This is a genomic window from Streptomyces sp. A5-4 (genome assembly GCF_051131715.1).
GTDB lineage: Bacteria > Actinomycetota > Actinomycetes > Streptomycetales > Streptomycetaceae > Streptomyces.
Window position 1 is genome coordinate 4,514,373 of record NZ_CP178591.1, and the last position, 13,610, is coordinate 4,527,982.

14 protein-coding genes are annotated in these 13,610 nt (G+C 70.6%); all 14 read left to right on the forward strand.

The window, feature by feature from the left end; genetic code table 11:
- Positions 1 to 4: 4 nt before the first annotated feature.
- Entirely contained in the window at positions 5 to 727 is a 723-nt protein-coding gene (locus ACLLJJ_RS20860) for an HAD family hydrolase (protein WP_434593743.1), read from the forward strand.
- A complete protein-coding gene (locus ACLLJJ_RS20865) occupies positions 724 to 2,577 on the forward strand; it encodes a hypothetical protein (RefSeq protein WP_434593746.1) in 1,854 nt (617 codons plus the stop codon). Before ACLLJJ_RS20860 ends, ACLLJJ_RS20865 begins: the two co-directional genes overlap by 4 nt.
- Positions 2,574 to 3,524, forward strand: coding sequence for a thymidylate synthase (locus ACLLJJ_RS20870; RefSeq protein WP_434593749.1), 951 nt, complete (start codon positions 2,574 to 2,576; stop codon positions 3,522 to 3,524). Before ACLLJJ_RS20865 ends, ACLLJJ_RS20870 begins: the two co-directional genes overlap by 4 nt.
- 8 nt (positions 3,525 to 3,532) lie before the next feature.
- A complete protein-coding gene (locus ACLLJJ_RS20875) occupies positions 3,533 to 5,251 on the forward strand; it encodes a carbamoyltransferase family protein (RefSeq protein ID WP_434593752.1) in 1,719 nt (572 codons plus the stop codon).
- The gene (locus ACLLJJ_RS20880) at positions 5,248 to 6,300 is read left to right on the forward strand and encodes a glycosyltransferase family protein (RefSeq protein ID WP_434593755.1); all 1,053 of its coding nucleotides are present in this window, start codon (positions 5,248 to 5,250) and stop codon (positions 6,298 to 6,300) included. Before ACLLJJ_RS20875 ends, ACLLJJ_RS20880 begins: the two co-directional genes overlap by 4 nt.
- A gap of 96 nt (positions 6,301 to 6,396) precedes the next feature.
- Positions 6,397 to 6,906, forward strand: a complete 510-nt coding sequence (locus ACLLJJ_RS20885; RefSeq protein ID WP_434593758.1) for a topology modulation protein — start codon at positions 6,397 to 6,399, stop codon at positions 6,904 to 6,906.
- 31 nt (positions 6,907 to 6,937) lie between these two features.
- Positions 6,938 to 7,786: a class I SAM-dependent methyltransferase gene (locus tag ACLLJJ_RS20890; protein WP_434593761.1), complete on the forward strand. Its 849-nt coding sequence runs from the start codon at positions 6,938 to 6,940 to the stop codon at positions 7,784 to 7,786.
- Positions 7,783 to 8,544: a phosphotransferase gene (locus ACLLJJ_RS20895; RefSeq protein ID WP_434593764.1), complete on the forward strand. Its 762-nt coding sequence runs from the start codon at positions 7,783 to 7,785 to the stop codon at positions 8,542 to 8,544. The genes ACLLJJ_RS20890 and ACLLJJ_RS20895 overlap by 4 nt, the downstream gene beginning before the upstream one ends.
- Complete coding sequence (locus ACLLJJ_RS20900) at positions 8,541 to 9,188, forward strand: histidine phosphatase family protein (RefSeq protein ID WP_434593767.1); 648 nt, start codon at positions 8,541 to 8,543, stop codon at positions 9,186 to 9,188. Before ACLLJJ_RS20895 ends, ACLLJJ_RS20900 begins: the two co-directional genes overlap by 4 nt.
- Positions 9,185 to 10,021, forward strand: coding sequence for an aminoglycoside phosphotransferase (locus tag ACLLJJ_RS20905; protein ID WP_365204017.1), 837 nt, complete (start codon positions 9,185 to 9,187; stop codon positions 10,019 to 10,021). Before ACLLJJ_RS20900 ends, ACLLJJ_RS20905 begins: the two co-directional genes overlap by 4 nt.
- Positions 10,022 to 10,059: 38 nt before the next feature.
- A complete protein-coding gene (locus tag ACLLJJ_RS20910) occupies positions 10,060 to 11,058 on the forward strand; it encodes an NAD-dependent epimerase/dehydratase family protein (protein ID WP_434593769.1) in 999 nt (332 codons plus the stop codon).
- Positions 11,059 to 11,089: 31 nt separating this feature from the next.
- Positions 11,090 to 12,211 carry an adenosylhomocysteinase gene (locus tag ACLLJJ_RS20915; protein ID WP_365204015.1) on the forward strand — a complete coding sequence of 374 codons (1,122 nt, stop codon included), beginning with the start codon at positions 11,090 to 11,092 and terminating at the stop codon, positions 12,209 to 12,211.
- A gap of 6 nt (positions 12,212 to 12,217) precedes the next feature.
- On the forward strand, positions 12,218 to 12,769 hold the full coding sequence (locus tag ACLLJJ_RS20920) for an NUDIX hydrolase (protein WP_434593772.1): 552 nt from the start codon (positions 12,218 to 12,220) through the stop codon (positions 12,767 to 12,769).
- A gap of 35 nt (positions 12,770 to 12,804) precedes the next feature.
- The gene (locus ACLLJJ_RS20925; RefSeq protein WP_434593774.1) at positions 12,805 to 13,593 is read left to right on the forward strand and encodes a 3-deoxy-manno-octulosonate cytidylyltransferase; all 789 of its coding nucleotides are present in this window, start codon (positions 12,805 to 12,807) and stop codon (positions 13,591 to 13,593) included.
- Positions 13,594 to 13,610: the final 17 nt, after the last annotated feature.

Below are 13,610 nucleotides of genomic sequence, written 5' to 3' on the forward strand. Positions count from 1 at the left end.
GACCATGACCGTTCCCGCCCCGATAGCTCTACCGGCTCCGGCCGCATCCGAAAGTAAAGTCGGCGAGCGCCGGCAACCCGAGCGCGCGCAGCGTGCTCTTCTCCTCGACCTCGACGGCGTCCTGCTCGACACCCGCCCGGTGATGCAGAAGGCGTGGCGGAAGGTCCAGGAGGACCACGGCGTAACCCTTCCGTTCACCGACTACGAGCGTCACCTCGGGCGTGAGTTCAGCGACATCATGCAGCGGCTGGGCATCGCCGACATCGACGCGGTCCGCCGGACGTATGAAACGGAATCCGTCGCCGCTGCACACCTCGCGCACGAATTCACCGGCATCGTCGAAGTGCTCCACGCCTTCGTGGCCGCCGACTGGCGGCTGGGCGTCGTGACGTCGAAGCACGTCGATCGCGCCGCGCCGCTCCTCGCCCACCTCGGCTGCCCCTTCGCCACCGTCCGTACCCCCGCTGGAGCGGGCCGGGCGAAGCCGGCCCCCGACCCGCTCCTCCTGGCCCTGGTCGACCTCGGAGTCGACCCTGCCGCAGCCGTGTACGTGGGGGACATGGCCGTCGACCAGGAAGCGGCGGCCCGCGCCGGTGTCGCCTACGTCCACGCGGGGTGGGGATACGGGAAGCCCACCTCTCCCGCACCCGAGACCGTCGCCGCACCACGGGGGCTGCTGCAACTCCTGCGTCCCGGAACGCCGTTCGTCGAGGGGAGCCTGGGGTGAGCACCCGCTCGACCAGTGGCCTGAGCTTGGTCCGGTCCGACTTCGCAGGCCAGCCCCGATGGGCTCTCGTCGGCAGCGCCGCCCTGGCCCAGGTGAAGACCGATTACATCCGGACCGGGGATCTGGAGTCACTCCCCATCGACCGGAAGGAGCTGCGCGCCCTCGTAGAGAACGTCATGGACGCCCTGGAACGCTACGGCACCCCGTTCGTGTCCACACCCGGCGGAGCTGGCTGGCTTCACGTGCAGCACGTTCCCGTGCGGCGCTTCGTGGCCGAGATCCTGCGCAAGCTGCTGGCCCTCGATGCCTGGGTACCGTTCGCGTCGGCTCCGGGGCCCCTGGCTCTCGCCCCGTACGAGGGGCGCGTCGGCCTGCGTTCGAGCAGCTCACGGGAGTACCTCGCGTACACCGTCACCTGGTCCGGCATCGCCTACCTGCTCGGAGCGGACGCCCCGTACAACCCCACCCGCTCCGCCCAGTTACGCAACCGGGCCCGTGTCGGCACGGCGAACACGGAGCCGAGCCCGCTCCCGGCGGACCTGCAGCAGCGAGACGTCGTGGCACTGTCCTGGACTTCCCGCCACGCCGCCACCCTGATGCCGGTGCTCGCCGAGCTGGGGCGCGACGGAGGTACGAGCCTTCTGCTCGACCTCGCCACCGACCCTGCTGAGCGGTGCCCCGCACCGACGGCTACGGGCATCGACCTGCGCTCGGCGCCGAGCGACCTCTTCACCCTCTCCGGCACCACAGAGGACCTACACCCGGCGGACGACGAGCATGTCGTCCGCGTCAAGGGCCACAGCCTCCAACTCGCCCGGCTCGTAATGCTCTTGTCCGTACTCCTCGAAACCAGCGGCGGGTGCACGCAGCCGTCATGGCGGACCATGCTCGGCGCAGAGCGCTGGCTCGACGGCGTCCTGGCCGCGACCCAGCCGCACACCGTCCTGTTGAGCAACGACACCAGCCCGCTGGGCGCGCTGGCCGCGCACGCAGCCGAGCGGCACGGCGCGAACACGGTCCACGTCCAGCACGGGGCATGGACGGCAGAGTCGGTCGCCTGGCCGGCCCTGCACAGCCGCGACATCGTCGTCATGGGCGAACGGGACGTTCCTCTGGCCCGAGCGTGGGTGCGCCACCCTGACGCCGAGGTGCACGTGCTGGGACAGCCCCGCTTCGATGCCCTGGCCGCCCTCGGCCGTGACGCACAGCGGCGGTACCTGGAGAAGGTGCTCGCGCCGGGCAACCGCCGTGCCCCCGCCCGGATCGCGGTGTGGGCCTGCCAGCCGTTCAGCCCCGGTCACCTCAAGGACCAGGCGGACCTCCTCCTGGAGGGCCTGAGCGCGGCGGAAGGCGACTGGGGTCTCGTCATCGCTCCGCACCCGGCGCAGGGCGCCGATGCCTTCGCCGCGCTACTGAAGCGCGACGGCGGCCCGCCGGTGGCCGTGGCTGACCCGCGGGTCGGCGCTCGGGGCTGCCTCGCCGGGGCCGATGCGCTGGCGAGCGCGTACTCGACGTGCGGGATCGAGGCTGTGCTGCTCGGCGTCCCGGTCCTCGAAATCGGCTCGCTGGGCGAACGCACGCTGGACCTGGCCGGCCACGGCCTCGCGACCCGTTGCCACAACGCCGGTGACGTCGCCGAAGCGCTCGACGCCCTGCGTGAGCCGGGCACGCCCGTCGCGAAGACGGCCCTGGACGCGGTGTGCCGGTGGCGCGGTGACAGCGCGGCCCAGGTTGCTCGCCTCATCACCCAGCGCGCCGAAACCAGCGCCAGATCATCCGACCACCTCCACCACGATGCCCCGAGCGCGACCTCTGCGTCGCCCCAGGGCGAAGGAGTTCCTGCCCGATGACACACCTCACCGCCGACAGCATGGCCGAGCTGTTCTCCGGCGCCATCACGCTGGCCAAGTCCGGCGAGCAGGTCAGCCCCCGAGGCATGGCCACCCGCGAAGTCCGCGACGTCCACTTGCTGCTCACCCAACCGCGCGCCCGCCTGCTCTATGCACCCCCGGCCCGAATCGTGAACCCGGCCTTCGCGGTCGCCGAGACCGTCTGGCACCTTTCCGGCTCCGACGCCCCGTGGATATTCGACTACAACACGCGGCTGCGGCAGTACGCCGACGACGGGGTACTGCTCGGTGCGTACGGGCCCAGGATGCGGAACTGGGGCGGCAAGGTAGATCAACTGGCCCGCGTCGTGGAGATCCTCAAGGAGGACCCCGACTCGCGGCGTGCTCTGATCCAGCTCTACGACCCGGCCCAGGACGCCGCCGGGCACAAGGACGTGCCCTGCACCCTCGGCTTCCGCTTCCACCTGCGGGCCGGCCGCCTGCACATGGCGACCATGATGCGCGGCCAGGACGTGTGGATCGGCATGCCGTACGACGTGTTCTTCTACACCGTGCTGCACGAGCTGGTCGCCGGGTGGCTCGACGCGGAGCTGGGCGAGTTCCACCTGCACGTCGGCTCGCTGCACGTCTACGAGGAGCACGTCGAGCGGGCCGAGGAGTTGACCTCGCTGGTGGCGAGCCCGGTCATGCCCGACCTGCGAACGCCGTGGACGGGCTTCGGCGGCCTGCTCGACCAGGTCGAGGCCCGCGACGTGACCGGCCACCCCGGCTGGGACGCGATGGCGGAGACGCTGCGCAGCTATCGGCTGTGGAAGGACGGGCAGCGCCAGCAGGCGTGGCGGGCGGCCGACGGGATCGACGGTCCTCTCGGCCAGGCCCTCACCGCCTGGTACGGCGAGCTGGAGCGCCGCTCGTCGAAGCCCGTCGCGACCGCCGGGTCGAGGTGACGGCCGCCGTGAAGCGCACCCCTTCGGTCGTCCTCGGCCTGTGTTCGTTCACCCACGACTCGTCGGCGGCCCTGCTGGTGGACGGCGAACTGATCGGCTTCGTCGAGGAGGAACGCCTCTCCGAGCAGAAGCACACCAAGCTCTACCCGGCCCGCGCCATCGAGTGGCTGCTCGGCCAGGCCAAGCTCACCGCCGCCGACGTGGACGCCGTCGCCTACAACTTCCAGCCCGCCCGCTACCTCGCCGAATCGCCCGCCGCCCTGCGCCTGGCGCTCTCCCCGGCAACGCGCGACCGGGCCCTGGCCCGAGCCCACGGATTCGCCAAGGTGGCCCTGCGCACCCAGCGCCGCCTGAGTGTGATCGGCCGACAGTTCCCCGCCGCCCGCGTCGTGCCGGTCCTGCACCACCGCGCCCACCAGCTCACCGCCTTCGCCGCCTCGGGCTGGGACGAGGCCGCCGTGCTCGTGGTCGACAGCCTCGGCGAGCGGCAGACCACCACCATCGCCCACGGGCACACCGCGCTCCGCCCTGTCACGCAGACCCTGGAAGCGATCAACGACCCGGCCTCGCTCGGGTACGTGTACGGCGCCGTCACCGAGCACCTGGGCTGGCGCCGGGGCGACGAGGAAGGCACCGTGATGGCGCTGGCCGCCCTCGGCGACCCCGCCCGCTTCCGCCACCTGTTCGCCCAGGCCGTCCGCACGACCGCGACCGGCTTCCACATCAACCCGGCCTACTTCCCCACGCGCACCCTCACGTCGGGATACGAGCGGACGTCCGGCCGCTTCGTCGCCGAGACCTGCCCCGAGCGGCACCCGAGCGAACCTCTGGCCGAGGTCCACCAGGACCTTGCGGCGGCCCTCCAGGAGCGGACCGAGCAGGTCATGGTGCACCTGGCCCGCCGAGCCCGCGTCCTCACCGGCTCCCCGCGCCTGTGCGTGGGGGGCGGTGTCGCCACGAACTGCGTCAGCATCGGGAAGATTATCGAGGCCGGCATCTACGACGAGGTGTTCGTGCCGCCCGCGCCCGGTGACGCTGGTACCGCGATCGGCGCCGCCCTCGCCGTGCACGTCGACGTCCGCAGCCCGCGCCCGCTCGCCGGAGTCGCCCGCACCTGCTACCTCGGCCCGTCCTACGAGGACCAGCCCCTCGACCTCGCCCCCTGGCCCGGCCTCCACCAGAAGACCCTGGGCATCGAAACCGCGGAGTTCCTCGCCGACCAGCTCGCCCACGGCACGATCGTCGGCCTGTTCCAGGGGGCCGTCGAGGCCGGGCCGCGCGCCCTGGGTAACCGCTCGATCCTCGCCTCCCCGCTGGAGCCCGGCGTCGTCGAGCGGCTCAACGCCACCGTGAAGTTCCGCGAACCGTTCCGGCCCTTCGCCCCCATGGTCCCGGCCGAGCGCGCCGACGAGTTCTTCACCCTCGGCCAGCAGGCGCCGTACATGTCCATGGCCTCCGGCGTGACGGACACGACGCGCGAGCGCGTGCCGGCCATCGTGCACGCCAACGGCACCTCCCGCCTGCAGACCGTCACCAGGTCGCAGAACCCGTTCATGCACGAGGTACTGACCGCCTTCGGCCGCCGGACCGGGGTGCCCGTGCTGATCAACACCTCCCTCAACGTCAAGGGCAAGCCGATCTGCGGGACACCGGGAATGGCCCTGGACTGCCTGGCCAACTCCGGGCTCGACGCCTTGCTCCTCGAAGGGCGGTGGATCACCAAGTGAAGATCGGATACAGCTTCTGGGGCTTCCTCGGCAACGGCGTCACCGATACCCCGGACGGAGGCCGCAGCCACCGCCGCCCCTTCATCGACGCCCTCCTCGCCCGCGGTCACGACATCGTCTTCCTGCAGGCCGACCGCGACCGCCTCGAAGTCGGCGAGGACCTCGACGACGCGTACACCTTCGACGACGGGCTGCCGTGCCTCGACGTCCTGTTCCTGGAGTGGCGCTGGGCGATCCCCGGCCGTAACACCACCACGTGCGGGAGCGAGGGCCACACATGCGACCTGCACCGCCAAGCCCAGCTCATCAACCACTACACCGTGCGGCACCAGACACCCACCGTGATCTGGGACAAGGACCGCACCCTGCGAGCCGAGAGCGTGTGGCGCCGCACCGCCCACACCCGCGTCTGCGAAGCAGCCCTCGCCCCGACCCTCGGCGCGCACTCGCTGCTCTTCCCCGTCGCCGAGGACCTCCTCACCCAGGCGGACCCCGTGGCCCTCGCGGCACAGCCGCGAGATCTGGTCCTCGGCTACGTGGGCAACCAGTACGACCGCGACGACTCCTTCGACCGCTTCTTCGCCCCGGCCGCCGCCCACGTCGAGCACCTGGTCGCCGGGAAGTGGACGAAGACCGACCGCTGGCCCGACATCCGGTTCGTGGGCCGGATCCCGTTCGAGGCCGCCGCCGGCGTCTACGGCCGGTCCCTGGCCACGGTGCTCATGCTGCCCGAGCGGTACGCCGCCGTCGGGCAGATGACCCAGCGCATCTTCGAAGCCGTCCTCGCCGGATGCCTGCCGCTGGCCCCAGCGAACATCCGCTTCGCCGACCGGTTCGTCCCCAAGGAGCTGGTCGTGCGCTCCGGCGACGACGTGACCGAACGCCTCTCCCACCTCCGCGAGATCGCCGGCACCCAGCAGCACGCTGACCTGATCGCCGCGTGCGTGGACCGCCTGCGCCTGTTCGGCCTGACCAAGCAGGTCGACACCCTGGAATCCGTCCTACACGGCCTCGACCCGGCCACCGCGACCGAGCGGGGAGCAGCCTGATGCCGACCGCTCGACAGGCCATGCCGTCTGGATCATCCGGACGGGTCCGGGAGGATGGCCCCGCCGGACACCCGAACCTCTCTACGCTGGAGCACCATGAAGAAGGTCGCCATCGTCGGCTGCGGAGGCAGCGGCAAATCCCACGTGGCCCGCGAACTGGGCAGGATCCTCGACGCCCCGGTGACGCACTTGGACGCCGCGTTCTACGACGACCAGTGGAACGCGCTGCCCATGGACAAGTTCACCGAGCTGCAGCGCGAGCTGGTCTCGCAGCCGCGCTGCGTGATCGACGGCAACTACAACTCGACGCTGCAGGTGCGGCTCGAAGCCTGCGACACGGTGGTCCTGATGGACGTGTCGACCGTGGCGGCCCTGTACGGGATCTTCTCCCGGCAGATCCGGCACGGTGCCGGGCACAAGGGCAACGGGGTGCACAACCGCATCCACTGGGGCGTGATCAAGTACGTCGCCACGTACCGGCGCAAAATGCGGCCCCGCGTGATGGCGAAGATCGAGGAGTTCGGCTCCGGAGCGGACGTGGTGCTGCTGGCCAACCGGCGCCAGACGCGCCGCTGGCTGCAGAAGGTGGCCGCCGAGCAGTCCTGAACGGCCCGCACCCCGGGACCGGGGGTGCGGCATGACCGAACCGAACCCGTTCCTGGACCCCGCCCGGCAACAGGACCTGTACGGGCACGCCGCCCGGCTGGCCGGGCGGACCAGCGCCCTGATGCGCGCGAAGACCTCCGGCCACCCCGTGCCCGAGACGATCGTCAGCCTCGTGCAGACCCACCACGCGCGACCGGACCGGCTCGGCGTGGTGCTCGACATCGGCTGCGGACGCGGCACGAGCAGCCTCGTCATCGCCGAGCAGCTCCGGCCGCAGCGCGTCGTCGGCCTGGACGCCGCCCCCTCCCTCCTCGCCCAGGCCCGCGAGCGCGCACAGGAGCTGCCCGACACCACGGTGGAGTTCGTCGAAGGCGACTTCCACGACCTCCCGCTGCCCGCCGGATCGTGCGACGTCGCCGTCGCCGCGTTCTGCCTCTACCACTCGCCCCAGCCCAAGGACGTCATCGCGCAAATCGCGAGGATCCTTGCACCCGGCGGCCTGGCCGTGCTCGTCACCAAGGACCTCGACAGCTACCAGGAGATGGACCGGCTCGTCGCCTCCGCCGGCCTCGACCCGCAGGCCGACCAGCACGAAAGCCTCTACACCGCAGCCCACAGCGGCAACCTCGCCGACCTGGCCGCCTCCGCGCTCGACGTGATCGCCGTCCTGGACGAGGAGCACTCCTTCACCTTCGACGGCCACGACCACACGGCCCAGTACCTGGCCACCAACCCCAAGTACGACCTTGCGCCCGGCCTCTACGGCAACCCCGGGGCCCTAGCCGCGACCCTGCACGAATTCATTCCCGACCAGCCGCTGACCACCCGGTCCCGCATCACCTTCGTCGTCGCCCAGCCGAACGAAGGGCGCCGGCCATGACCCTCCCGCAGTTCACCAAGCACTACGCGACACCGGAGCGCGCGGCGGGCGCGGTGCGCCACTACCGGTGGATCAACGAACACGCCAAGCCGCTGCAGCAGCCTGCGCTCTACACCGTCGGACCCGACAGCCTGACGTTCGAGCGGATCGAGGGCCGCCCCGTACGCCCCGAGGACCTCCCGCGCATGGCCGAACTGCTGGGCCACGCACACGGTGCCGCCTGGGCCAGCGACCTGCAGCCCGCATCGCTCGGCATCCCGCACCACTTCCAGGACGGCACGACGTTCGACGACTACCTCGGCCCCCGGCAGATCGCGCTCCGGCGTCGCCACGAGCAGGGTTACCTACCGAACAAGGCGGCTCTGCACGCGATGCTCGGCCTGCTGGAGGAGACCGCCCGGGGGCCATGGGCCTTCTACAAGGACAGCAACCCCCGGAACTTCATCATCACCAGCACAGGGGACATCGTCACCGTCGACACCGACGACTTGTCCCTCGCCCCGCTGGGATACGACCTCGCCAAACTCATCGCGACGCTCCACCTGACCTACGGGCCTCTCACGGACCAAGCCGTCAACGGCGCCCTGCTCGCGTACAACGCGGCGGCCGGACGCTACGGCGCCCGGCTCGGCAGCACGGACCGCGAACGCCTCGACGACTTCCTGGCTCTGCACGCCGTGCTGACCGCCCCGTACGTCGGGCGCAACGGCTACCGCTACAGCTGGCCGCTCCGCTCCCACCTCCGAGGAACCCCATGATCACCACCGAACTCGTCTTCGTACGGCACGGCCAGGCCCAGTGCAACGCCGACGGCCTCGTCGGGGGCCCGAACACCTGCACCGGACTGACCAACCTCGGGTATGCCCAGGTCGAGGCAGCGGCACGCCGCTTGGCCACCGAGCACCAGCAGCAGCCCTTCGATCTCGTCTACACGGGCCCGCGGATCCGGCTGATCCAGACCGGCGAGATCATCAGCCAGGCACTGCGAATACCCATGTCCACCGACGAACGCCTTGACGGCCCCGTTCACGGCGACGCCGATGGCAAGCCCTGGACCGCCGTGAAGACCGCAGCAGACGGCGGCCCCCACGCTCGCCCGGACCAGCAGTGGGCCGCTGGCTCCGACACCTGGAACGGCTACCTGGAACGCGCCGGCAGTTCCTTACGCGACATCATCGACCAGCACCGGGGGAAGCGCGTCCTCTTCGCGGCTCACGGCGAGACCGTGATCACCGCCCACACGCTGCTGTTGGACATCCCGATCGGTTCTCCCGCGGGTTTCACGGTCAACCACGCTTCCATCACCCGTTGGCAGGAGCACCACAATCGGCTCGGACAGACCCGCTGGATGCTCGACCGGCACAACGACACCGCACACCTCGCGCCGGAGGCTTCCTCGTGACCACCGTGACAGACGACCCGCGAATCCAGTTGGCGCACGACCTCCTCGGGGCGGTCGAGATCGTGCCGGACCGGCTGCTTCCTCCCCGGGTGGTGCGGGTGGTGGACGCCGGTGGGCGGCACTTCGTCGCCAAGCAGCACGCCGAGCAGGACCGGTATGTGCGGGAGCTTCACGCCTACCGAACGTGGGGAACCCACCTGAGCGGCCACGCCCCGACGCTGGTCGGCCGGTACGACGCCAGCCGCACCCTCCTGCTGACGGCGCTCGCGGGCGATCGGGCGGACACCGTGGCACCGGGCTCACCCGAGGAGGAGCTGGCCCATCACGAGGCTGGCCACGTCCTCGGCGCGCTCCACCGGGCCACCTCCATGCCCCAGGGCGGCGCCGTCGGTGCCGCGCTGGCACAGCGCCTCCAGGGCTGGATCGACCAGGCTGTTCACGCCGACCTGATCAACACCGCCGAGCGGAACCTGCTGAACCACCACGCGGCCATCCTGGACAACAGCCTCATGGACAGCGCGGTCTGCCACCTCGACTACCAGCCGCGCAACTGGCTGGTCGGCGACGCGTTCGGCATCTACGACTTCGAGCACATGCGACGCGACGCCCGCATTCGCGACTTCGCCCGGCTCGAATTCCGGCGCTGGCAGGCCGCGCCCCACCTCCGGACCGCCTTCCTCGACGGGTACGGTCGCCCGCTGAACGGCTCCGAGCGCCGCCTCCTGGAATCCTTCGGCGCCATCGAGGCGGCCACCGCCCTGGTCAAGGGCCACAAGGAGAACGACCTCACCCTGAGCGCGCACGGCCGGACCGTCCTGTCCCGTCTCACCTGACCTTCGCCCTCTTCGACCACACCTCTCTGGAGATTCCCGTGCCGCAGCACGAGCAGCCCCCGACCGCCGCCGCACCCCGCCGAGCCGTGGTGACCGGCTCCGCCGGATTCATCGGCTCCCACCTCGCCCGCGCCCTCGTCGAGGCCGGCACCACCGTGATCGGCGTCGACCGCCGCGACCCGTCCACCGACCCCACGGCCGCCGCCAACCTCGCCGCCCTGCGGGGACTCTCCGGATACCACCACGTCACCGCCGACCTCCTCCACTGCGCGGTCGAACCCCTCCTGATCGACGCGGACGCCGTCTTCCACCTCGCCGGAATCCCCGGCGTACGACCGTCCTGGGGGCCGCGGTTCGGCGACTACGTCGCGTCCAACGTGCTGGCCACCCACCGGGTCCTGGAAGCCTGCACCAGCCTCGGCGTCCCGCGACTGGTTGTCGCCTCCTCCTCCAGCATCTACGGCCCGACCGACGGCGGCGCGAGCGGCGAGGCCGACCGGCCGAAGCCCGCCTCCCCGTACGCCGTGACCAAACTGGCCGAGGAACAGCTCTGCCTCGCCTACGCCGAGCGCCCCCTCGGCCCCAGCGTCGTCGCCCTGCGGTACTTCACCGTCTACGGCCCCCGCCAGCGCCCCGACATGTTCACCCACCGCGCCCTGCAGGCCGCCCTGACCGGACAGCCGCTCCGTCTGTACGGAGACGGCCACCAGCGACGCGACTTCACCTACATCGACGACGTGGTCGCCGCCACGATCGCCGCCGCCGTCGTACCGACGGCGAACGGCGCGATCAACGTGGGCGGCGGGTCGAACGCGTCGCTGCTGGAAGTGATCAACATCGTCACGAGTCTCACCGGCCGCGACATCCAGCTCCAGCAGGACCACGCGCGCAATGGTGACGTCCTCCTGACCCGCGCCGACCCCAGCCGTGCCCGAGACGTCCTCGGCTGGCAGCCGCGCGTCGACCTCCACAACGGGCTGCGGGCTCATATGCAGGCCCTTGCCGCCCAGCTCCCCAACTACAGCCGAGCCGCATAGCCCCGCGACCCGGAGCCCGAGAGGAGACGCTATGGAAAGTCCCGAGCGAGCGCGGCTGGACGCCTTCTTCCGGCAGATCACCGCGCAGTTCCCCGCGGGCGAGGCGATCACGACGCTGGTCATCACGCATCTGCTCTCCGAGCGGCCCGCGTTTCTGCGGGCCATGGCCGCCGTGTCCACGGTCGGCGCCGTGCTGCCCAAGCCCCGGTCGATCCACCGGCCGACCCTCGACGCCGTCCGCCGTAGCTTCCCGGTGCACGACCTCACCCGGGAGCGGTTCACCGACGAGACCCAGGCCCTGGGTTATCTGGAGGACACGGTGGGCGGCAGGGACGTCGTCTTGGTGGACATCGGCGGCTACTTCGCGGCGAGCCTCCACACCCTCGTGAACAAGTTCTCCGGCCGGGTTCTCGGCGTCGTCGAGGACACCGAGAACGGACACCAGCGGTACGCGGCGCTCGACTCCCTACCGTGCCCGGTCGTGTCCGTGGCCCGCTCCCCGCTCAAGGACTGCGAAGACCACCTCGTCGGCCGCTCCGTGGTCTTCTCAACCGATGCCCTCGTGCGTACCCGCGGGGACGTCCTTACGAGCCGCAACGCCTGCGTCATCGGCTTCGGCAAGATCGGCCGGGCCATCGCCCAGACCCTGCGCGCCCAAGACCTGCGCGTCACCGTCTACGACAACGACCCGATCAAGCGAGTCCAGGCGCACTCCCTCGGCTTCCGCACCAGCGCGTCCACCACCGAGGCAGTGCGGGACGCGGAACTCGTCCTGTGCGCCACCGGCAATCTCGCGCTGCGGCACGGAGACTTTGCAGCCCTGCGCAACGGGGCGTACCTCGGATCGGTGACCTCCTCCGAGGATGAACTCGAACTCGGCAGCATTCACGACCTCTACGAACGCATCCCAGTTGGACCCCAGTTGACGCGATACGAGGTCACCGGCCACTACTTTTACGTGCTCGCCGACGGCGGGGCCGTCAACTTCGTGCACGGCGCCGCTGTCGGCGCGTACATCCACCTTGTCCAAGCCGAGATACTCGCCGCCAGCGCCGCACTCAGCCACGCACGCTTCCAGCCCGGACTGCACGAGATGCCGGCGTCCGACCGCAACGCCATCGCCAGAACCTGGCTCCACCACTTCGAAAGGTGATCCGCAGTGGCACCCGCCGTCCACCACATCCGCTCCGTCACCGAGGCATACCTCGCCCGGCACCCGGGCGAACGCGACTCCCTCGCAATGCTGTTCGTCGCGCTCGCCGCCTCGGACGACCCCACGAGCCGCAAGACGTACCCCGCCCACGTGACCTGCAGCGCCATCCTCATCGACGGCAACCGGCGCATGCTCCACATCGTCCATAAGGCATCCGGGAAGACTCTGGCGCCCGGCGGGCACAACGAATCCGATGACCGGCAACTGCGCGACGCCGCCCTGCGTGAACTGCACGAGGAGGCCGGCATCCCGCCCAGCGCCGTCGTCCCGTTCTCGGGCTACGAGGACGTCCCCCTCGACATCGACGTGCACGCCATCGACGCGAACCCCTGGAAGGACGAACCGGCCCACCACCACGTGGACTTCCGCTGGGCCTTCCGCCTCGACGCAGACCACGCGGTGACGCTCCAGGAAGAGGAGGTCGGCGGCTACGAATGGCGGCCGTTCACGAGCGCCGCTTCACCCACCGTCCGCGCCAAGCTCGCCCAGCTCGCCTGAAGCCCCCACCCGTACCTGAGTACCAGGAGGACGCCGTGGCCGCCACCACAGCCCAACCGACCGGCACCACACCGCGCCGGCACATCGCTGTCATACCCTGCCGCTGGGGCGCTTCACGCTTCCCCGGCAAACCACTGGCCCTCCTCGGCGACAAGCCGTTGTTCTGGCACGTCCACGAGCGCTGCCAGGAGGCCAAACGTCTCGACGGAGCCGTCGTAGCGACCGACGACGAACGCATCGAAGAGGCGTGCCGCAAACTGGGCATCGACTGTATCCGCACTGGCGAACACCTCACCGGCACCGATCGCGTCGCGGAGGTCGCCGAGCGGCTGGAAGCCGAGGCGTACATCAACGTCCAGGGCGACGAGCCGTTCATCTCGCCGACCGCCATCGACGCGATCTCCGAGGCCCTGGAGCATCTGCCGTCGGGCACGCTCGCCGTGAACGCGTTCACCGAGTTGGTCGACGTCGGCTCCGTCCTGGATCACAACGTCGTCAAGGTCGTCGTCGCGGCCCAGGGCGAGGCCCTGATGTTCTCGCGGCAGCCCATTCCCTACCCGAAGGGCGACCGCCCGAAGTACCTCCGCCAACTGGGCCTCTACGGCTTCACCGGCCCAGCCCTCCAACGCTTCCGACAGCTCCAGCAGGGACCCCTGGAGCGTGCCGAGGGAGTGGAGATGCTGCGCTTCGTCGAACACGGTCACGCCGTTCAGATGATCCATGTCCTGGACGACGGTGTAGCAGTCGACACCCCGGACGATCTCGCGCGAGCCGCGTACCTCCTTGCCCAGCGCACCGGGAGGCTCATCCCGGGTGGTAGGTAAGGGCGGGCCGCCGATTC